Source organism: Aeromonas sp. 19NY04SH05-1 (genome assembly GCF_040581895.1).
GTDB lineage: Bacteria > Pseudomonadota > Gammaproteobacteria > Enterobacterales > Aeromonadaceae > Aeromonas > Aeromonas enteropelogenes.
This window is the reverse complement of the sequence record NZ_CP095328.1, coordinates 1,511,728-1,531,765: the sequence shown is the minus strand read 5'-3', so window position 1 is coordinate 1,531,765 and position 20,038 is coordinate 1,511,728. Positions and strand designations below refer to the sequence as shown.

The window sequence follows — 20,038 nt, the reverse complement described above, 5'->3', positions numbered from 1 at the left end:
CGGGCACAACCACTCCCCACATCGACTCATGAGTTCAAAGACAATACAAGAGAGGGGGCTAACATGCAGTATCGAGCGGGGAAAACCGGGCGAACCGGACAAGAAGTCGACACAAGGTGCTGCCAAGAAGGGACAGAAACGATCCTATTCCCGTCATACTGCCTGCCAGTTTCAAGGAGCTCAAGCTATTTTTGGCACGAAACCGGAAAAGCTCACAATTTACAAATCGCTAAATACATGGCGGGAGATTTTGTGACCAACATCACATTTTCAATGCCACCGATGAGTAATCTGAAGGTGAAGACACAAGCAAGACGACCCGAAGGGGGCCAATATGAAAATCGAAATTACCAGCAAAATCATCGACATCACCCCGGCTATCCGCGAGCGTATCGAATCCCGTTTTGACAAGCTCGAGCGTCTTCAGGTGCCTCTCATCACACCCCATGTGATTGTGTCCAAAGAGCGTCTGATGTTTATCGTCGAAGCCACTGCTGGCATCCCCAACGGCAAGCTGTTTGCCCAGGCAGAGCATGAGGATCTCTACGCCGCCATCAATGAACTGGGACAAAAACTGGAGCGTCAAATCAACCGCCACACCGAAAAGCCGATCGCCCGTCGCGCCAATGGCACACGCAAGGAGATGCCACAACCGGATGAAGCCGACGCATAACTCCCGGCAAGGTTAACTCAGTCACTCAACACAAAGGCGGGATATCCCGCCTTTTGTATGTCCGCTTGCATGCCCGCATTCGCTTACCGACATGGGCGACTCGAACCGCCCTTCATGCAACCCGTCTCGCTCAACTGAGCCAGTGGAGCCGAGTATCGATGCCCTGCTGTAAGCGATCCAGCACAGGCAACAGCACCAGTGGATCTTCCTGACGAGTCTCATCCACAAGTGCTCCCCGCAGCCGCTCACGCCCGAGTGGCGTCAGGTTGTCGTAGACCGCCTCATCCAGCAGCGGTTGCTTTGCCACCAGTGGCTGTGGCTGCAATGCCAGCCACAGCCGCACATCCACTATGCTGCCCCCCTGCTGCAACCGCTCGTTGAGGGCGCTGCTATCGGCACCGGCCCCCTCAGCCATCAGTGCCTCTGCCGGGCGCAACCCGAAATGGGCCCGCCAGTCCCGCTCATCCAGCGCGGCGGCCGGCTTGGCATCAAACCAGGGCTGCTCCTCCACCGAATCGGTGAGCAACGCCAGGTGCAGCCGAAAATCCGCCCGATCGCCATGCTGCAGATCCAGGTTGAGGCGTTGCCCCAACTGGCCCTCATCGACGAGCAGGTGATCACGGATTGAGCGGGGTAGCATGGCATAACTCTTGAAAATGGCGATTTCACTTCTTATCGGCCATCAATCCGATTCTTTTAATGGAAAAATCCCGCTTGGGGGTTCACAAAAGCGGAAGATCTGTTAGTATGCGCCTCGCACTTGTGGAGGGGTTCCCGAGTGGCCAAAGGGATCAGACTGTAAATCTGACGGCTCTGCCTTCGAAGGTTCGAATCCTTCTCCCTCCACCATTTCAAGTGCCACAATCTGTTTGCAATACCCCGTGGAGGGGTTCCCGAGCGGCCAAAGGGATCAGACTGTAAATCTGACGGCTCTGCCTTCGAAGGTTCGAATCCTTCTCCCTCCACCATCATTCAGAAAACCCGGCCTTGCGCCGGGTTTTCGCTTTTCCGTCCCGCCCAATTCTTTCCCTTACACCTCGCAATCAGGATAAAAAACGGGAGGCCAGCGCCTCCCGTCTCGTCAGTCACGGTCGCCCCCGTTAGAGGGTGAAACGATAGAAGACATCCACCGCCTGGGCGACCCCGCTCATGGCCTGCAGATAGAGTCGTGGCAGCACCTCGTAACGCAGCTTGAACTCGGCGATCGGGCTGAATACCCCCACCCCGTACTGGAACTGCAAACCGGGCAGCAAATAGGCGGAGAGGGTCACCTGGGTATCATCGCCACTGCCGGCGGTATCGAGGGAGACATCGCTCATCCCCAGCGCCTCGCCGATGCTCGACACCACGCCGTTGGCCTGGCTGACCGCGCCGGCCACCAGCAGGCCGTTGAAGCCGCCATCCTCGCCGCCCGTTTGCAGCCCCTTGCCGCGCAACAGATAGGAGAGCTGTTCGGACTGGGCCATCTGGGGTTCGGAATAGACCTTGATCTCCGGCTTGGTGGCCGGCCCCGTCACCCGTACCCCGACCGTCACCTGATCCTCTATGGTATCCGGGTCACGATAGGCCTCGATATTGAGGAAGGGGCGATCGAGGGGACCGGAGAAGATGATCCGTCCCTCCTTGATGATGAGGTTCTGGCCATAGGCCTTGAAGCGGCCGTCGGTCAGCACCAACTGGCCGTTGCCCGCCAGTGGCTTGCCCGGATCCTGATTGATATTGAGCCCGCCGGAGACATTGGTCTTGAGCCCCATCGCCTCCAGTTTCACATCGTCCCCGAGCCGGATCGCCACCTTCATCAGCAGTGGCAGGCTGGCCTGGGGAGGAGGTGGCGGCAGATCGTCGTACACCACGGTCACGTCATCGGAGACGGCGACCGCCGAGTCCGGCAGACTTTTGACCAGGATCCGCGCCCAGGGAATATCCACCTTGCCGGTGATGCGGGTCTCCTCCCCCAACGAGATGGCGATGTCTGGGGAGACCCGCACCCGGCCCATGCCCGGGTATTGCGCCTCCAGCTCATCCCCCTGGATGGTCAGGCTGCCACTCACCGGCATCTTGGCCCAGCTGAGCCAGCCGCCGAGGGCCAGCGGCCCCTTGCCCACCAGCATGGAGCCATCCAGCTCGGCGCGGTTGCCCTCGATCTTGAGGCGGGTCACCAGTTTGGAGAGGGTCACCATATCGGAGTGAGTCTGCACTTCGCCATCCAGCAGATTGAGCTGACCGAACAGCAGGGGGGATGCCAGGGTTCCCTCAAAGCGGGCATTGGCGGAGATCCCCCCTTGCAGGGAGCGCACCTCGGGAATGAGGGGGGCAAAGGTGTCGAGCTTGAGATCGTCAAACTTGAGCTGACCCCCGAGCTGGCCGCGACCGGCGGGCTCCCTGATCAGCAGGTCGGTATCGATATTGCCGATCTGCTGCGAGGCGAAGTCGAGGCGGATCGCCGCCTGCTGGCGCTCGAACTCCACGGCCAGCGCCAACTGCTGATAATCGGTCTTGATCTCGTCAGCCACGAAGCTGCCCGGTGTGGTACGCACCACCGCATGCAGGGTCGGTTGGCTGCCGCGCCAGCTGGCACGGCCATCGGCGGAGAGCACCGCCTGCCAGCGGAAGTTGTCCGGCAGCCAGGGGCGCAGCCGCTTGAGATCAAACCCGTTGAGGGCAAACTCCAGCGCCCCCTGCTCGGCCGATACCTGACTGCCCTTGATGCAGAGGTTGGCCCCCTGGGAGTCAAGACAGAGATCCCCCATCGCCAAGCGCTGGCGCGGCAGATCGAGATCCAGCGCCCAGGGGTTGGTCAGACTCCAGCGCCGCAAGGGAGTCTTGAGCTTGAGCTCGGAGAGGGTCCCGCGCCAGTGATCCCCGCGCACGCCGCCACCCAGCTTGAGATTGGCGGCCACCGGATCGCCCTTCATCGTCAGGGTGAGCTGATGGCGCGCCAGATCCCCGTCGAGGGCCAGCGCCAACTGGCTTAGCTTGGTCTCCCCCTGGGTCAGGCTGGCCACGGTGAGCGCCAGCTCACCCGCAGGCTTGTCACCCACCAGGGCATTGCCCTTGATGGCGATCCCCTTGATGTTGGTGCCCGCATAATAGAGGCGATTGGCCAAAAGCTCTGTGGTCACCCGCGGCGCCTGCTGATTGCCCCCCAGGCGTACCTGCCCCTTGATGTCCCCCTTCAGGCCGGGGTAGAGCCCCGCCAGATTAGGAGCATCGAGATCGGCCACCAGTTGCCACACCTGCTGGCTGATCTGCCCCTTGGCCTGCAGCCGGTTGGGGCCGCTTTGCAGCGACAGCCCGGGAATGCGCCACTCCATCTTGTCATTACCACTCGCCTCCCCCTTGATGGCCAGCGGATACTGGTTGAGCTTGCCATCCACCCTGAGGGTGGGCAGGTTCAGCTCCCAGCTGCCCGCCTCGTTCATCACGAAACGGCTCTCTATTTCCCCGGCCAGGGTGCCCTTGAGATCCGGCACCAGCTCGGCCGGATTGATCCCCTTGAAGCGAGTGCTCCCTTGCCAGTGGACTCCCTTTTGCCAGGCCAGCTTGCCATCCAGGGTCAACTCCCCCTTGAGAGCCTCGAGCCGCAGGGCCAGTTTGCTCAGCTGTTCGAGATCCCCCTTGCCATCAAGGGCAATCTTGAACGGGGGCACATCCGTCCCCTTGCCCGACGTCTTGAGGGCAAACTGATAGCCGGAGAGCTTGCCCTTGGCGGTCAGGCTTCCCTTGTCCAACCGGTAATTCGGCTCATCCTTGGCCGGCTTGTGCAAGGGCCAGCCGAGGCTCTTCCAGTCGAGCGCCAGATCAAACGGCAGATCCGGGTCGAGGGCTGCCAGCGACCCCTTGAGGCTGGCGGCCATCGGCCCCTTGGCCTGCAATGCCAGATCCAGCTTGCCGACCGACCCGCTCAGGGCCAGGGTGGCCTGCTCCCCCTTGAGCTCGCCATCGAGCAAGCCCTTGCGCGCCTTGGCATCCAGGGTCAGATCCAGCGGATAATCATCGCCCAGGCGAATATTCCCCTTGAGGACCAGATCGGCCATGGCGTGGCGCAGCGAAAGCTCGCGCAGTTCGATGCGATCATCCTCGGCGCCGGCCGAGAGGTGCAGCTTGTCGACGGCTTCGATCAGATCGCCCTGCTGATAACGAAAACGGGTCAGATTCACTCCTTCCAGCTGGACGGGGAATGGCAAGGAAATGGCGGGCAGCTCGATGGCCGCAGCTTTATCAACCTGAGTTGACTCACTGTTGGTTGTCCCGCTCGCGTTATCCTGAGCCTTGTCCTGAGCCGTTTTCCCGGCCTTGGCACTCTCTTCGGCCGCCTCTTTGGCTGGCGGCGAGTCAGCCAGGGTGACGCTCAAGCCATCCAGCACGGGGCCGCGCACTATCAGCCCCTTGCGATCGAGGGTCGCGCCTATATCCAGCGAGCCCAGGGTCACGGCCACACCGGGCACGGCCAGATCGAGATCGGCCACCTGCAGGGTGTCTACCTGGATTTTGAGGGGCAGTGGTTGCCAGACAAAGGGTTCGGAGGGCTCTGGCGGCGTGGGTTCGGAGTCGGCGACCTTCACTACCGGATGGGTGACCACCAGGGACTTGATCCAGAGCTTGCCCTGCAGGAGCTTGCCAAGATCCCAGTCCAGCACGGCGCGCTCGACCGAAACATCCACCAGCTCATCCTGCCAGCCGACCCCTTCCAGGGTCCAGCCATAACCGAGCTGACCCGCCACCAGCTCCCCCTTGAGGGAAGGCAGGGCGCCCTTGGCCTGTTGCCACAGCCACTTGTTGCCCTGATGGGTGAAGCCCAGCAGGCTGACGCCGATGAGCAGCAGAAAAACGAGGCCCATCAGCCAGAGAAAAAGACGCTTTACCCAGATCATAATTCAGGCCCCAAGGCAAAATGCAGCCGCACGGGCTTATCCTCTTCCGATACTCCGACCGCCAGATCGAGTCTGACCTGACCGATGGGGGTAACCCAGCGCACCCCGATCCCGGTGCCGATTTTCCACGGCTCGCTGTAATCGACGGTGGCGGTACCGCCATCCACGAACAGGGCCCCCAGCCACTTCTCGCTGAAGCGGTAGTTGTACTCCAGGCTGGCCACGCTGGTATAACGGCCACCGGTCAGCTTGCCATCCGGCCCGGTCGGGGAGATGGTTTCATAGTCAAACCCACGCACCGTCTGATCGCCCCCGGTGAAGAAGCGCAGGGATGGCGGCACCAGGGAGAAACTGTCCCCTATGATGGCCCCCTGCTCGGCCCGCATCAGGAAGCGATGATCCTCGCCCAGGGTGCGCAGCCACTTGCTGCGGCCCCATATCCGCACGAAGCTGATGTCGGATCCCCAGGTGGGATCGGAAAACTCCAGGGTGAGCTGCTGGCGATCACCCCAATCCGGCACCAGGCCGCCCCGCACCCGCAGCCGCGACCAGGAGACGCCGGGGATCACCAGCAAGCTGTTCCCCTCGTCCATGCCCTGGGTATAGACCTCGTTCTCCAGGCGGATGAAGACGTCGCGATCCCAGCTCTCCGGCCGCCGGGTCCAACGGTGCACCCCTATGGTGGTGAGATCGGAGCGGGTGTCGTTGTTGTCCTTGTACTGGTAGCCACTCTGGATGGAGTAGTAGTCCCGCAGCGGGTTGCCCACCGGGATCTGGTAGTCGAAGCTGAGCTCCGCCTCCGGCGCCGACACCTTGGCGGTGGCAAACAGGCGGTGGCCGTAACGATTGACCCAGGGCTTCTCCCAGGTCGCACTCATCCGCGGCCCCACGTCGGTGGCATAGCCCAGACCCGCTTCTATTTCGTGATCGACCCGGTTGGCCAGGGTCACCGAGATGGGCACCCGGTAATCGGTCGCCTCGCTGATCTGGGGCTTGATATCCACCTGACGGAACAGCTTGGTGGAGGAGATATCCTGGGACATCTCGGCCAGGCGGATGGCCAGATAGGGTTCGTCATCCTTGATGGTGATGAGCGGCTTGATCAGCTTGAGCGCTTCGGGGGTGGCGTCATACCGGATATCGCCAAAACGGTAGCGATGACCGGACTGGAACAGGATGAAGATCTCCGCCGTGCCCTTGTCGGGAAACACCTTGACCTGGCTCTTGCTCAGCTTGGCGTCGAAATAGCCGCGCGCCAGCCCCAGGCTACCGAGATCGGCCTTGATGGATTCATATTTGGCATGGTTGAGGGGCTCCCCCTCTTTCAGGGGCAACTGATCGAGCAGCTCGCTATAGCGCTCGTCACTGCTGGCATCCCCTTCCAGCAAGACGTCGAGACGGGAGACGATGACCGGCTCCCCCTTGTCGATGGTGACAATGACCCGGGATGGCTTCTTCTCGTCGCGGCTGAGGGTGATCTTGGGCTCGTAGTAGCCATACACCTGCAGCGCCTTTTGCACGCTCTCGATGATCTTGGGGCGGGCGGGACGATACTGGCGCTCCTGATAGACGGGCAGGGCGTTGAGATAGGCTTCAACGTTGTCCTTGTTGTCCCCTTTCACTCCTTTGACCTGATAGGTGAGCTTGGCCGCCAGCGCTGGCGCCGCCAGGAGCGACAGAAACAGGCCCAGCGCCAGGATCAGCAGGCCGCGACGACAGGCGGAGCCGGAGAGTAAACGCCCTGCCGGCAGGGATGGATTGCATCCGGTCAAAGGTCGATATTCCTGAAAGTTGGGTAACGAATATAAAGACGCACACAGGCATAGCCCAGTGCAGCTGCTCGCCCGCCAAGCGGGGAACGCAGTCATGCACGGGGTCGGACCAAGAGCGCACCAACATATGGCGAACCCTATCCTAACATAGGCTTTTGCCAACGACAGAGCCGCCGACCTGGCAAATTCGCCATAGATTTTAAGATGTTGGCCACAAATTGCGCAGCCAGGTGCCCCCTTTGGCCTCGCTCGCCGACCCAGGATACCGCTAGCCATCTGAAACCGGATAAATATCCATCACTCCCGGCCCACGTCGAACAGCGCGTCCGTGGGTGTTCCACGACAAGGCTTGTCGGAACCTGCCGGTCGATTGAACAGCCTGCCTCTCAAACCCCGCAATCCCGCGGCAAGGCCCGCGCCACGCGGGATTGAGACTGACTCGTTCAGTGTAATCGAATTATCCCGCTGCCCTTGTCTGACACCCTCGCGCACACTCAAGCCATCAACCGAAGGAGATCCCATCATGCATGCCCGTAGCGAACAGATGGCTGACTACATTGCCGACCGGCTCGAGTTCATCACCTTTCTCGCCTGTTGCAGCGCCCTGCTGGCGCTGCTGACCGGCATGAACGGCCAGCAGGCGCTGGCCTTTACCGCACTCAACCTGCCATTTGGTCTCGCCATCCTGCTGACCATGGCGTTGCTGGCGCCCCTGCCCGCTTACTGGCGCCTGCCCGGCATCACACTGTTGCTGGCGGCAGCTGCCTTGCTGACGATGCAGCTTGGTGGCGAATGGCTCAACCCGCTGGCCATCTGGAGCCTCTATGCCCTGCTGGGACTGGAAATCCTCTGGCAGGCTCGCCCCAGAACGCAACTGGCCGCCAGCAGCCATCCCTGATGACGGCAAGGCTTTGCCAAACGTTACCCGGACGGCTGACGCGGGGCGCAATTTGGGGTACCCTTGCGCCCCCGATTTGCCATCCACCCGTTAACCCGAGGAGCGCCCCATGAAAAAAGCCTGTGCCCAGCACATCCTGGTCAAGACAGAGAAACAGTGTCTGGAGATCAAGGAGAAGATCGAAAAGGGCGCCGACTTCGGCCAGATGGCCAAGCGCTTCTCCACCTGCCCCTCCGGCAAGCGCTTCGGCGATCTGGGGGAGTTTTCCAAGGGGGACATGGTCAAATCTTTCGACGATGCCGTCTTCAAGGGGGAGTTGCTCAAGGTATTGGGGCCGGTGCGCACCAAGTTCGGTTTTCACCTGATCAAGGTGCTCTACCGCAACTAGGCCTCATCGCCCAGTGCGGCGTAACTGCTTATCTCCTTGCTCCTGCGAGCACCTGTCCTCCGCCCTGCATACCATGATCAGGTCATAACCGGCCTTATCTGGCTGGGCGGATGAGCATAAATCCCCCCGCTAATCTGCCGGTTTTGCCGAGATGTCTCCCCGGCGTTGGCCAATAAACAGGGTCAGGATGATTTTATAGAGATATTGATACAGGCCGGAGCGCCGATCGGTAAGACGAACGCAGGTCGTCCAGACAACCTCATAGTCGAGAAATTCAGCACCCGGCACCCTGATTAATTCCTCTCCCAGGATCAAACTGGGCAGTACATTGCCAACGCGCTGGCTTCTCATCAATTTGAGTGCGAGGGAAGTGGTGTCAATATCATGCAAATAATCAATCTCTACCGCCAACTCTTTCAGGCTTTTAATAAAATGAAAGCGCTGTGCATTCCAGCCAATATTTTTCTGCTTGATGAATGGCCAATGTTTTACTGTCTGCCAGTCATGCACGCCGTGATTACCCGCTATCGCGATCACCAACTGATCGCCGCACACTCGCTGCTGATATAACCCGTTCAAGCGATCGGGATGCAGCAGGTGAATACCCAGATTGATTTCGCCAGACAGTATTTTATTTTCGGTCTCCTCTCCCCAGTTATGAAGTGCAATGAGGGCATTGGGGAATTCACGCTGCAAGGTTTCATACAGCGTCAGACCAAAGACTTCCATCACCAGATCAGGCAACGCCAGATTGATGGAGCCGGAATAGTTTTGTGGGTTGAAGGAGATGGGGATCAACGCGTCTTCTATATCGGTCAGCGCGATATTGACGCGCGGCAAGATAGACAGGGTATAGTCGGTCGGTTCAAGCACGCCGGCCACTCTGACAAACAGTTCATTATCGAGATGCTCCCGCAGCCGGGCGAGTTGTTTGCTCACGGCGCTTTCCGTCAAGCCGAGAGAGATGCCCGTTTTTTTCAGATTTTTCTTTTCCGCCAGGATCACCAGCGTTTTCAGCAGATTCAAATCAAAATCACTGCGCATCCCGACTCTCGCGTTAATTGAATTTAATTCAAGAAGATATTGACTCACTTTCCTGAGCGTGACGCTACCATAGTATGCATCCGGTCGATACATTAATACTTCTTGTCAAGGCATCACGGCAGGATATTTCGGATATCAACACCCTCATGGTTTGTGGAGAATTATCTATGTCTTTGAAGAAAACGGCTCTGTGCTTACTCATCGCCTCAGCAACCCTTGGCAGTGCCACGGCTTATGCCGCCAGCTCGGCGCCCATTCCGGTCACGACCAACAATTATGTCGAAGCCGAGGTGGACCTTTCATTTGCCAATATCTACAAGAGCGCCGGAGCCAATCAATTCCGACATGATCGCAACCTGATCGCCCTCGATCAGCAACCAGCCGTAACCATGAATCGCGATACCGTCTATTCATTCGGCATTTTCTATGCACCAAAAGGGACCACCATCACGCTGCCGACCTCGAAAGACAATCGCTATCAGTCGGCCATGATCCTGCAAAGCGATCACTACATCGATCAGGTGTTTTACGGCGCGGGTACCCACGAGATCGATTCCAAAACCGATTTCGTCGCCATCGTGATCCGCACCCAGGTCGATGCCAACAACCCGGACGACGTCAAGTATGTCAACCAGCTGCAGGATCAGATCAAGGTCACCTTCCCCAAGGGGGTGACGCCGAAACAATATGAGCCGAGAAACTGGGACAGCGCCAGCCTGGATACCATCAGAAGCGAGTACCAGATCAAGGCGAAAAAGCTGCCCAACTTTAATGGCACTTCGGGTCGCCACGGCACCATAGATCCCGAGCTGCAGAAGATGGGGGTCGCCGTTGCCCTGGGGCTGCTGCCGCCACAAGACGCCGTATACCAGTACCGTGACTATGGCCTCTCCAAAGACACCTGTTATTCGGCCACCTATGATGCGCCGGGATTCAATGCGCCGGGGTTTTTCTCGTTCACCATGTATGGCTCGGACAAGTACCTGCATACCGATAAATCGACGCTGAACGATCGCACCATCAAGCGCAACAAGGATGGCTCCTTCACCCTCTACTACGGCTCAGAAGCCACGTGTGGCAAGGTCGACAACCTCCTGGAGACGCCAACCGACAACTGGTATCTGGGTCTGCGTGTCTATCGGCCCAAGGCTGATGTCATCAATGGCGACTACAAGCTGCCGGTACCGGTTGCCGTCGACAAACAGTAACGACGTAAATCGCCTCTCCCACCGATGTCGCCCAGTGAGCGCGGCATCGGTGGGTCATCACTCTCCTGAAATTCTCTTTATCCTTTTGCTTCACTCCACCCTCGCCCCTCTCTCATTAACTGATAACTGGCTCATCATGCTGGCACATGGCGCCCCGTTTGGTCGCCAGCCTGGTGATGACGCCCAAACCGCGTTCCAGCACTTGTCACCTCGACCAAAAAATCGCCGAACAGGCTTCAATTTGCTAACGTTATCAGGCTATTAGGTTTATCCTTCTCGGCATTGCCCACTCAATCCATGGATCCCGCCCTATGCCCAGCACCATCTTGTGGCCACTGCTGGCCTGGTTCGTTCCTCTGGTAGGGGCCCTCGGTAGCCGTATCCATCTCTGGCCCTGGTGGCTGGGTTTTACCCTCTGTCTGGCCGGGGCGTTGCTCTCCCTCTTCCTGCTGGTACGTTTGCCCTGGAGCCGCAACAAGACGTCCAACCTGTGGGGGGCCATCCCGCTGCTGTTGCCCCTGCTGTTCCTGGTGCAGGCGTGGCGCATGCCACTGACCAACGATGTCAGCACGGATCCCTATCATCCCCCCGCCCTGAGCTGGGCCAGCGAACTCAGAACCCCGGCGGATCTGCCCGTCAATGCACCGCCCCTGAAAGTTTTTGCCGGCAACCCCGGTCCTCTCTATACCCGCGCCTCCGGGGCCGAGGTGATCGCCGAGGCCAACGCACTGATGGCAGAGCTGGGCTGGCAGGTACGTCCGAGCCTCCACGGGCTCGATGCCGTCGTCACCACCCCCTGGTTCGGCTTTCAGGATGATGTGGCGCTGCGGGTCTTTACCGGCCCCAAAGAGACCCGCATCGACATGCGCTCCGCCTCCCGTCAGGGACGCAGTGACCTTGGCACCAACCGGGCACGGATCAACTGCTTTCTGGATCGGCTCAATGAACGGTTGGGTGGGGCCTACAAACCCAAGATGATGAAGAAGAACAAAGAAGAGGAGTAGCAATGCGCGTCGAGGTCAAACCGGATCAGGAGTATGCCTGGTTTATCCGCCCCTTTTTCTGGCTGCAAAAACGCAACTACGGCCAGGTTCTGATCCCGGGCAAGTGCTGGGGCCGCTCCCCCAGGCTGTTTGCCGCCGTGGCGACCCTCTATGGCGTCATCAACCGCAAACGCTCTCCCATCGATCCCGTGCTGCGCTCCCTGGTGACGGTACGGGTCTCCCAGCTCAACTGGTGCCGTTTCTGCGTCGACATCAATGCCATGACCCTCATCAAGCGGGCCGGCTCCAGCGAGAAGGTGGAAGCCCTGGCCGAGTGGCGCGAAAGCCCGCTGTTCGACGAGCGGGAGCGGGCCGTGCTCGACTACACAGAGGCGATGACAGGGCTGGATGGAGTGAGCGATGAACAGGCTGCCCGTCTCAAGCCATGGTTCGATGACGACGCCATGGTGGAGCTGACCGGCCTCATCGCCTTCCAGAACATGTCGGCCAAATTCAATGCGGCCCTCGACATCGCTCCCCAGGGCTTCTGCCAGCTGCCGGTGCAGCCAGCGCGTCCGACCGATGCCAACGCCGACAAGGACGCCAAATGACGCGAGCCCGTTTGCTGCTTCTGCTGGTGATGGGGTGCCTCATCGGCGCCTTTTTCGCGTTCGATCTCGGCCACTATCTGAGCCTCTCCGAGTTGCAGACTCGCCAGGAGAGCCTGGCGCTCTGGGTCGACCGCCATTTTGTCGCGGCCAGCCTGCTGTTTCTGGTGATCTATGTGCTCAGCACCGCCCTCTCCCTGCCGGGGGCCAGCCTGCTCACCCTGGCAGGTAGCGCTGTCTTTGGCGTGGCGTGGGGGCTGCTGCTGGTCTCGTTTGCCAGCTCCCTGGGGGCCACCCTGGCGTTTCTCAGTGCCCGCTTCCTGCTGCGCGACTGGGTGAGCGCCCGCTTTGGCGACAAGCTGGCCACCTTCCAGGCGGGGATGGCAAAAGATGGCGCCTTCTATCTGCTGAGCCTGCGCCTCATCCCCATCTTCCCCTTCTTTCTGGTCAACCTGCTGATGGGGCTGACGCCCATCAGAGTCAGTACCTACTACTGGGTGAGCCAGCTTGGCATGCTACCCGGCACCTTCGTCTTCGTGCTGGCGGGCAGCGAGCTGGCGACCCTCACCAGCACCGGTAATATTCTCTCCCCCGGCCTGATGGTGGCGCTGACCCTCTTGGGACTGATGCCCTGGCTGATGAAAAAACTGGCGCAGACCCTGGCCCTGCGCCGCCTGCACGCCCCCTATCAAAAACCGATCCGCTACGACTACAACCTGGTGGTGATCGGCGCCGGGGCCGGCGGCCTGGTCACCAGCTATATCGCCGCGGCGGTAAAGGCCAAAGTGGCCCTGATCGAAAAGCACAGGATGGGGGGAGATTGCCTCAACACCGGCTGCGTCCCCTCCAAGGCGCTGATCCGCGCTGCCCGCTTTGCTGCCGAGCAGCGCAAGGCGGGCGAGCTCGGCTTTAGCCCAAGCCAGAGCGAGGCTGATTTTGCCGCCGTGATGGAACGGGTCGCGCAGGTGATCAGGGAGGTCGAGCCTCACGACTCCGTCGAGCGTTACCAGGGGCTGGGGGTGGAGTGTATCGAGGGAGCGGCGCGACTGGTCTCCCCCTGGGAGGTCGACGTCAACGGCCGGCGCCTCACCACCCGCCACGTGGTCATCGCCACCGGCGCCAGACCGCTGGTACCCGATTTGCCTGGCCTTGGCGACGTCCCCTACCTCACCTCGGATACCCTGTGGCAGCTACGCACCCCGCCGCGCCGCCTGCTGGTGCTCGGTGGCGGCCCCATCGGCTGCGAGCTGGCCCAGAGCTTCGCCCTGCTCGGCATCCCCGTCACCCTGGTGGAGCTGGCCGATCAGCTGCTGCCACGAGAGGAGCGGGAAGTGGCCGAGGCACTGCACCACCAGATGAAACGGGACGGCGTCACCCTTCTCACCGGCTGGCGCGCCGAGCGGGCGCAATACCAAGCCATAGAGGATGGGCTGCCCATCCGGCTGCACCTGCGTCGGGGTGACGAGACGCACGTGATCGAAGGGGATCAGCTGCTGCTGGCGCTGGGCCGGGTCGCCAACGTGAGCGGCTTCGGGCTGGAGGAACTGGGAGTCACGCTGGCGCCGCGCGGCACAGTCGCGGTCGATGGTTTTCTGGCCACCAACTACCCCAGCATTCTGGCGGTAGGAGACGTGGCCGGCCCCTATCAGTTCACCCACTTTGCCGCCCATCAGGCCTGGTATGCCGCCGTCAACGCCCTGTTCGGCCAGTTCAAGCGCTTTCGCGCCGACTACCGGGTGATCCCGGCGGCTACCTACACCACGCCAGAAATTGCCCGGGTTGGCCTCAATCGCAAGGAGGCCGAGGGGCAGGGCATTGCGTTCGAGGCGACCCGCTTCGATCTGGCCGAGCTCGATCGCGCCATCGCCGACGGTGAGCGTGAGGGCTTTGTCGAGGTGCTGACCGTGCCGGGCAAGGACAAGATCCTGGGTGCCACCATAGTGGGCACTCACGCCGGCGAGCGGATTGCCGAGTTCGTCCTCGCCATGCGCCACAAGCTGGGGCTTGGCAAGATCCTCGCCACCATCCACGCCTATCCCACCCTGATGGAGGGGAACAAATACGTGGCCGGCGAGTGGAAACGGGCCCACCAGCCCACCCGCATCCTGGCCCTGCTGGCCCGTTATCACAACTGGCGCCGCGGCGCCTGATCCCTTAGGTGACACTCATGTTCAAGACCCTGCCTCTGCTCAAAACCCTGGCCTGCGCCCTGCCCCTGCTGGCAAGCGGCTCCCTGCTTGCCGGCGAGAACCCGGCTCCCGATGCCCGCTGGCAGCAGACGCTGGACGAGGCCAAAGGCCAGACTGTTTACTTCAACGCCTGGGGCGGCAGCCCGGAGATCAACGGCTATCTGGTGTGGGCCGGACAGGAGCTCGAGCGCCAGTACGGGGTCAAGCTGGTGCAGGTCAAGGTGGATGACATAGCCCCGAGCGTCAGCCAGCTGCTTGCCAACAAACAGGCGGGCAAACTCGCGGGCGGCCCCATCGATCTGCTCTGGGTCAATGGCGAGAATTTCAAGGCGATGAAAGAACGGGAACTGCTGGGGGTGCCGTTCACTGGGGAGCTGCCCAACATGGCTCTGGTGGATACCAGTCTGCCAGTGAGTGAGGACTTCACCGTGCCGGTAGCGGGGCTCGAGGCCCCCTGGGGCATAGGCCAGCTCAACCTGATGGTCAATGGAGAGGAAGTCGCCACGCCCCCCACCTCGGCCGCCGCCCTGCTCGCCTGGGCCAGGGCCAACCCCGGCCGCTTCAGCTATCCCAAGCCGCCCCAGTTCCACGGCTCGAGCTTTCTCAAGCAAATTCTGCTGGAGCTCACCCCGGATCCCGCCCCCCTCTATCGAGAAGCGACCGATGCCGAGTTTGACCGTCTGACGGCACCCCTCTGGGTCTGGCTCGATGAACTGCACCCAGCGCTCTGGCGCAAGGGCAAACTGTTTCCTGCCAGCGCCGCCGAGACCCGCCAGCTGCTGGATGACGGCGAGCTGGCCATGGCCATCAGCTTCAATCCGGGAGAGGCCCAGAGCGCGGTGCAAAACGGTGCCCTGCCACCTGGCGTGGTCGCAGTGGCCATGGCAAAGGGGGCGCTCACCAACAGCCACTTTCTCGCCATCCCGTTCAACGCCAGCGCCCGTGCCGGCGCCAAAGTGGCGGCCAATTTCCTGCTAAGCCCGGCGGCCCAGGCACGCAAGGCCGATCCCGCCTTCTGGGGCGATCCCAGCGTGCTGCGGACCGATGCCCTGCCCGCCTCGGCCAGCCAGACGCCGGCGCTGCGCTTCAAGGCGGTGGCAGAACCCCACCCCAGCTGGCAGCTCAGGCTTGAAGAAGCCTGGGCCGAACGTTACGGCCACTGATGCCATCAACCACCGACAACCGGCTGCCAGGCTGGCGTCCCCTCTTCACCTGCGCTTGCGCCCTCCTGTTGGCGGCGCCCGTGCTGGTGGGGTTGTGGCAACTGCTGGGCAGCGGGCTAAACCAGTTAAACCTCCATCGCCTGCTGGCCCAGCCCGGACTCTGGCACTCGGCGGCCCTGAGCCTGTGGATTGGCACGGCCTCGACTCTCGGCAGCCTGCTGCTGACCGCCCTGCTGCTGGCACAAAGCGGTCAGCAGGGTGACGAACGCCCCTGTTTTCGCTGGCTACGCCGCCTGCTCTCCCCCCTGCTGGCTCTGCCCCACGTCGCCTTCGCCATCGGCTTTGCCTTTCTGCTCGCCCCCTCAGGCTGGCTGCTGCGCCTCGTCTCTCCCTCCCTGACCGGGTTCGAGTTTCCCCCCGATTGGCAGACCATCCGGGATCCCTGGGGGCTTGGCCTGATCCTGGCCCTCATCATGAAGGAGACGCCGTTTCTGCTGTTGATGGCGCTGGCGGCCCTGGAGCCCGCCAAACTGGCGCGCCAGCAGTGGCTCGGGGCGAGCCTGGGCTTCAGCGCCCCGCAGATCTGGTGGCGTCTGCTGCTGCCCGCCCTCTGGCCCGCCCTGCGCCTGCCCCTCTATGCGGTCGCCGCCTACGGGGTGGCGGTGGTGGATCTCGCCCAGCTGCTGGGCCCGGATGCCCCCGCTCCGCTGGCGGTCAGGCTGTGGCTCTGGTATCAGGATCCGGATCTTGGCTGGCGCGGCGTCACCGCCAGCGGCGCCCTGCTGCTGCTGGCCATCAGCCTGTTGCTGCTGGCAGCGCTGCGCCTGCTGGAGTGGGCTCATCAGAGGTATGGCAAGCAGACCTGGCTCGACGGACAGCGCCGCACATCGCGCCCCCTGGCGGCCAGGCTGGCCAGCCTCTGTGTGGCCGCCATGTTTGCCATCAATCTGGCGGTGCTGGCGGCCCTGCTGCTCTGGTCGCTGGCGCGGCGCTGGTCCTTCCCGGATCTGTGGCCAAGCCAGTGGAGCGGCCTGCACTGGCTGGTGCTGCTGCCGGACCTGATGCCCCTGCTCATCGACAGCGCCCTGCTGGCCCTGGCAGGCGCGGCGCTGGCCCTGTTGCTGGTGGTATTGAGTCTGGAGGCGCAGCAGGGGCGTCGCCCCTGGCCGCTCTGGCTCATCTGCCTGCCGTTGCTGCTGCCCCAGGCCAGCCTGCTGTTTGGCATCCGGCTCGGGCTCGACTGGCTGGGTGGCGGGATTGGCTGGGGCTGGGTGCTCTGGAGCCAGCTGCTGTTCGTGTTTCCCTACGTCTATCTCTGTTTGCACGGTCCCTATCGCCAGTTCGATCCCCGTCTCACCCAGACGGCGCTCTTGCTCGGCGCCAGCCCCTGGCGCACCTGGTGGCGGGTGAAGGGGCCCCTGCTGGCCCGTCCGCTGCTTTTCTCGTTCGCGGTGGGAGCGGCAGTGAGCCTCGCCCAATATCTGCCGACCCTGCTGTTTGGCGCAGGACGAGTGGTTACCATCACCACGGAGGCGGTGGCCATCGGCAGCGGCCTCAACCGGCGGCTGGCCGGGCTCTACGGCCTGTTGCAACTGCTAGTGCCACTGGCAATCTATCTGCTGGCGCTCTGGCTGCCAGGTCGCCTCAACCCGGCGCTCAAGGGCGCCCGATAAACACGGAAACGTCTCGATGCTAAGCACCACGCCCCTTCACCTCTACCTTGGACAAGATCCCTTGCTGTCGTTACCCGCGCTCGCCATCGCCCCCGGCGAGGTGCTGACCCTGATGGGCCCAAGTGGCTGCGGCAAGAGCTCGCTGCTGGCGGCGCTGGCGGGCGTCTTGCCCCCCAAGGGGGCCCTTCGGCTGGAGGGGGAGATCCGGCTCGGCGAGCGACTGCTCACCCCCCTTCCCCCGCAGGCGAGGCGCATCGGCATGCTGTTTCAGGATGACCTGCTGTTTGCCCACCTGACGGTGGCCGAGAACCTGATGTTCGGCATGCCCGCCTCCCTCAAGGGAAGCGGAGCCCGGCGGGCGAAAGCGCTGGAGGCCCTGGCACATGTGGCGCTGGCGGATCAGGCAGACAAGCTGCCGGGGGCGCTCTCCGGCGGCCAGAAGGCACGCGTCAGCCTGCTGCGGGCTCTGCTGGCCGAACCGCAAGCCCTGCTGCTGGATGAGCCCTTCTCCCGCCTCGACAAGCCGCTGCGGGCTGCGTTTCGCGCCCTGGTGTTCGAGCAGATAAGGATGCTGGCGATCCCCGCCATCCTGGTCACTCACGACGAAGAGGATGCCCCCGGCACCATCCTCGACCTCACCCCTTCCATCCCTGTTTGCTGAGGATCCTGACCTTGTTCGATCGCTACCTCATCCCCGTCATTCGCAGCCCCCTCACCCGGCTGGCCAAGCCCTTGTGCCGCATGGGGATCAGCGCCAACCAGGTGAGTCTCACCGGCTTTGCCATCGGCATGCTGGCGCTGCCGCTGCTGGCCTTTGACCTTTATCTCTGGGCACTGCTCGCCATCCTGCTCAATCGCATGCTGGACGGGCTGGATGGCGCCGTGGCACGGGAGACGGGGATCACCGACTGCGGCGGTTTTCTCGACATCACCCTCGACTTCATCTTCTACGCCGCCGTGGTGCTGGGGTTCGCCCTGAGCGACCCTGCCAACGCCCTGCCCGCCGCCACCCTGCTGTTTGCCTTCATGGGCACGGGCTCGAGCTTTCTCGCCTTCGCCATCATGGCGGGCAAGCGGGGGATCGATAACCCCGTCTATCACCACAAGTCGCTCTATTACCTCGGAGGCTTGACCGAAGGGAGCGAGACCATCGCCCTGTTCGTGCTGATGTGTCTGTGGCCCGCCGGCTTTGCGTCACTCGCTTACGGCTTTGCCCTACTCTGCCTCATCACCACCCTGACCCGACTCTGGAGCGGCTACCATACCCTGCGTCAGGGAACAAAATAAGCGCCAGCCACACTGCACTGGCACTTGCGCATGGATGGCAATGTTTTACCATGTCGGCACTCTTTTTCAGGCTCATGAGAACCCTATGCGTCGCCTTGTCTGTCTACTCACTCTCTCCGTATTCCCCTTGATCGGCGGCTGCAGCAGCACGCCTGAAGCCAAGCCCGTGGTCAAACCCCAGCCCAATAGCGCCTTTATCAACCAGACGCCGCCGAGCAAGCCCGTCTATTCACAGGGGATCAGCAAGGGAGACTTCGCCAATCGCCCCAACGTGGACAGGTTCGTACAGCGGATGGTCGACAAGCATGGTTTTGACAGTGCCCACCTTCATCAGGTGCTGGCCCAGGCCGAGCGTTATGACTGGATCATCCGTCTGATGGACGCCCAGGGGCCGAGTAGTAGCAAGCCCACAGGCCCGACCGGTGCCTGGAATCGCTACCGCGCCAAGTTCATCACCCCGGACAATGTGCAAAATGGCGTCGCGTTCTGGCGCGAGTACGAGAGCGAGCTCAACCGCGCCCAGCAACTCTATGGGGTGCCGCCCGAGATCATCGTCGGCATCATCGGCGTGGAGACCCGCTGGGGTCGGGTGATGGGCAAGACCCGCATCCTGGATGCGCTGGCCACCCTGGCATTTGACTACCCGCGCCGGGCGGAATTTTTCACCGGCGAACTGGAATCCTTCCTGGTGATGACCCGGGATGAGGGGATGGACCCCACCGCGCCGACAGGTTCCTACGCAGGGGCCATGGGTTATGGCCAATTTATGCCGTCCAGCTTCCAGCGCTATGCGGTGGACTTCAATAACAATGGCCACACCAACCTCTGGGATCCGGTGGATGCCATCGGCAGCGTGGCCAACTACTTCAAGGCTCATGGCTGGGAGAAGGGGCAACCGGTGGCCGTGCGTGGTCAGGGCCAGATGCCCGGCTACGAACATGGTTTCCAGACCCGCTACCCCATCGCCTCCTTGCGTCGCGCCGGTCTCACCCCCACCAGCTCCCTCGGCAATCACAGCGAGGCGAGCCTGCTGCGTCTGGATGTCGGCACCGGCTACCAATACTGGTACGGACTGCCCAACTTCTACACCATCACCCGCTACAACCACAGCACCCACTACGCCATGGCGGTGTGGCAGCTGGGGCTGGCGGTCAAGAGCGCCCGCGGCGGATACTGAGACGCCCGGCAAAAAGACAACCCGGCAAGGAGTGCCATGCCGGGTTTCTTCTCTACCTGAATACAAAGAGCAGCAGCGCCGGCAAGCCGGCGCTGTTTTTT

General features: G+C 62.0%; 16 protein-coding genes and 2 tRNA genes. 14 read left to right on the top strand and 4 right to left on the bottom strand.

The features are described from left to right. Positions 1-334 precede the first annotated feature (334 nt). A complete protein-coding gene (gene raiA / locus MRK42_RS07210; protein WP_026456769.1) occupies positions 335-673 on the top strand; it encodes a ribosome-associated translation inhibitor RaiA in 339 nt (112 codons plus the stop codon). A gap of 130 nt (positions 674-803) precedes the next feature. Here the strand turns inward: raiA and MRK42_RS07205 are convergent, their stop codons facing one another. Beyond that, positions 804-1,313 (bottom strand): VC2046/SO_2500 family protein, encoded by a 510-nt coding sequence (locus tag MRK42_RS07205; protein ID WP_354688990.1) that lies wholly within the window; start codon positions 1,311-1,313, stop codon positions 804-806. Between the two features lie 124 nt (positions 1,314-1,437). On the opposite strand from MRK42_RS07205, the gene MRK42_RS07200 reads away from it, so the two are divergent. Together MRK42_RS07200 and MRK42_RS07195 are read left to right on the top strand one after the other, a co-directional pair. After that, positions 1,438-1,522 (top strand) — tRNA-Tyr (locus MRK42_RS07200). A gap of 34 nt (positions 1,523-1,556) precedes the next feature. Further along, a tRNA-Tyr gene (locus MRK42_RS07195) sits at positions 1,557-1,641 on the top strand. A 132-nt stretch (positions 1,642-1,773) separates the two neighbouring features. Here the strand turns inward: MRK42_RS07195 and MRK42_RS07190 are convergent. Then, a complete protein-coding gene (locus MRK42_RS07190; protein WP_354688989.1) occupies positions 1,774-5,547 on the bottom strand; it encodes a translocation/assembly module TamB domain-containing protein in 3,774 nt (1,257 codons plus the stop codon). After that, positions 5,544-7,319 carry an autotransporter assembly complex family protein gene (locus MRK42_RS07185; protein WP_042025400.1) on the bottom strand — a complete coding sequence of 592 codons (1,776 nt, stop codon included), beginning with the start codon at positions 7,317-7,319 and terminating at the stop codon, positions 5,544-5,546. Before MRK42_RS07185 ends, MRK42_RS07190 begins: the two co-directional genes overlap by 4 nt. Before the next feature lie 523 nt (positions 7,320-7,842). Between MRK42_RS07185 and MRK42_RS07180 the strand changes: the two genes are divergently transcribed. Next, the gene (locus MRK42_RS07180) at positions 7,843-8,217 is read left to right on the top strand and encodes a hypothetical protein (RefSeq protein ID WP_354688988.1); all 375 of its coding nucleotides are present in this window, start codon (positions 7,843-7,845) and stop codon (positions 8,215-8,217) included. 109 nt (positions 8,218-8,326) lie between these two features. Continuing rightward, on the top strand, positions 8,327-8,605 hold the full coding sequence (locus MRK42_RS07175; protein ID WP_026457964.1) for a peptidylprolyl isomerase: 279 nt from the start codon (positions 8,327-8,329) through the stop codon (positions 8,603-8,605). 129 nt (positions 8,606-8,734) lie between these two features. Here the strand turns inward: MRK42_RS07175 and MRK42_RS07170 are convergent, their stop codons facing one another. Further along, positions 8,735-9,742: a LysR family transcriptional regulator gene (locus tag MRK42_RS07170; RefSeq protein WP_354688987.1), complete on the bottom strand. Its 1,008-nt coding sequence runs from the start codon at positions 9,740-9,742 to the stop codon at positions 8,735-8,737. A 74-nt stretch (positions 9,743-9,816) separates the two neighbouring features. Between MRK42_RS07170 and MRK42_RS07165 the strand changes: the two genes are divergently transcribed. From MRK42_RS07165 to mltB, 9 genes are all read left to right on the top strand, one after another. After that, positions 9,817-10,857: a DUF1214 domain-containing protein gene (locus MRK42_RS07165; protein ID WP_052445737.1), complete on the top strand. Its 1,041-nt coding sequence runs from the start codon at positions 9,817-9,819 to the stop codon at positions 10,855-10,857. A gap of 311 nt (positions 10,858-11,168) precedes the next feature. Then, positions 11,169-11,861, top strand: coding sequence for a DUF1499 domain-containing protein (locus MRK42_RS07160; protein WP_223380256.1), 693 nt, complete (start codon positions 11,169-11,171; stop codon positions 11,859-11,861). A 2-nt stretch (positions 11,862-11,863) separates the two neighbouring features. Then, positions 11,864-12,451: a carboxymuconolactone decarboxylase family protein gene (locus MRK42_RS07155; RefSeq protein WP_342009571.1), complete on the top strand. Its 588-nt coding sequence runs from the start codon at positions 11,864-11,866 to the stop codon at positions 12,449-12,451. After that, the gene (locus MRK42_RS07150; protein WP_354688986.1) at positions 12,448-14,598 is read left to right on the top strand and encodes an FAD-dependent oxidoreductase; all 2,151 of its coding nucleotides are present in this window, start codon (positions 12,448-12,450) and stop codon (positions 14,596-14,598) included. Before MRK42_RS07155 ends, MRK42_RS07150 begins: the two co-directional genes overlap by 4 nt. Positions 14,599-14,615: 17 nt before the next feature. Next, the gene (locus MRK42_RS07145) at positions 14,616-15,800 is read left to right on the top strand and encodes an ABC transporter substrate-binding protein (protein WP_354688985.1); all 1,185 of its coding nucleotides are present in this window, start codon (positions 14,616-14,618) and stop codon (positions 15,798-15,800) included. Next, positions 15,800-17,473, top strand: a complete 1,674-nt coding sequence (locus MRK42_RS07140) for an ABC transporter permease (RefSeq protein WP_354688984.1) — start codon at positions 15,800-15,802, stop codon at positions 17,471-17,473. Before MRK42_RS07145 ends, MRK42_RS07140 begins: the two co-directional genes overlap by 1 nt. A 16-nt stretch (positions 17,474-17,489) precedes the next feature. Next, a complete protein-coding gene (locus MRK42_RS07135; RefSeq protein WP_354688983.1) occupies positions 17,490-18,134 on the top strand; it encodes an ATP-binding cassette domain-containing protein in 645 nt (214 codons plus the stop codon). A gap of 11 nt (positions 18,135-18,145) precedes the next feature. Further along, positions 18,146-18,760, top strand: coding sequence for a CDP-alcohol phosphatidyltransferase family protein (locus MRK42_RS07130; protein ID WP_026457892.1), 615 nt, complete (start codon positions 18,146-18,148; stop codon positions 18,758-18,760). An 85-nt stretch (positions 18,761-18,845) separates the two neighbouring features. Beyond that, positions 18,846-19,937, top strand: a complete 1,092-nt coding sequence (gene mltB, locus MRK42_RS07125; protein WP_201977034.1) for a lytic murein transglycosylase B — start codon at positions 18,846-18,848, stop codon at positions 19,935-19,937. Positions 19,938-20,038 lie beyond the last annotated feature (101 nt).

What these genes read in the sequence shown, in the direction of transcription:
- raiA (WP_026456769.1), top strand. Translation starts at nt 335, where the DNA reads ATGAAAATCGAAATTACCAGCAAAATCATCGACATCACCCCGGCTATC.
- MRK42_RS07205 (WP_354688990.1), bottom strand. Translation starts at nt 1,313, where the DNA reads ATGCTACCCCGCTCAATCCGTGATCACCTGCTCGTCGATGAGGGCCAG.
- MRK42_RS07190 (WP_354688989.1), bottom strand. Translation starts at nt 5,547, where the DNA reads ATGATCTGGGTAAAGCGTCTTTTTCTCTGGCTGATGGGCCTCGTTTTT.
- MRK42_RS07180 (WP_354688988.1), top strand. Translation starts at nt 7,843, where the DNA reads ATGCATGCCCGTAGCGAACAGATGGCTGACTACATTGCCGACCGGCTC.
- MRK42_RS07175 (WP_026457964.1), top strand. Translation starts at nt 8,327, where the DNA reads ATGAAAAAAGCCTGTGCCCAGCACATCCTGGTCAAGACAGAGAAACAG.
- MRK42_RS07170 (WP_354688987.1), bottom strand. Translation starts at nt 9,742, where the DNA reads ATGTATCGACCGGATGCATACTATGGTAGCGTCACGCTCAGGAAAGTG.
- MRK42_RS07165 (WP_052445737.1), top strand. Translation starts at nt 9,817, where the DNA reads ATGTCTTTGAAGAAAACGGCTCTGTGCTTACTCATCGCCTCAGCAACC.
- MRK42_RS07160 (WP_223380256.1), top strand. Translation starts at nt 11,169, where the DNA reads ATGCCCAGCACCATCTTGTGGCCACTGCTGGCCTGGTTCGTTCCTCTG.
- MRK42_RS07155 (WP_342009571.1), top strand. Translation starts at nt 11,864, where the DNA reads ATGCGCGTCGAGGTCAAACCGGATCAGGAGTATGCCTGGTTTATCCGC.
- MRK42_RS07150 (WP_354688986.1), top strand. Translation starts at nt 12,448, where the DNA reads ATGACGCGAGCCCGTTTGCTGCTTCTGCTGGTGATGGGGTGCCTCATC.
- MRK42_RS07145 (WP_354688985.1), top strand. Translation starts at nt 14,616, where the DNA reads ATGTTCAAGACCCTGCCTCTGCTCAAAACCCTGGCCTGCGCCCTGCCC.
- MRK42_RS07140 (WP_354688984.1), top strand. Translation starts at nt 15,800, where the DNA reads ATGCCATCAACCACCGACAACCGGCTGCCAGGCTGGCGTCCCCTCTTC.
- MRK42_RS07135 (WP_354688983.1), top strand. Translation starts at nt 17,490, where the DNA reads ATGCTAAGCACCACGCCCCTTCACCTCTACCTTGGACAAGATCCCTTG.
- mltB (WP_201977034.1), top strand. Translation starts at nt 18,846, where the DNA reads ATGCGTCGCCTTGTCTGTCTACTCACTCTCTCCGTATTCCCCTTGATC.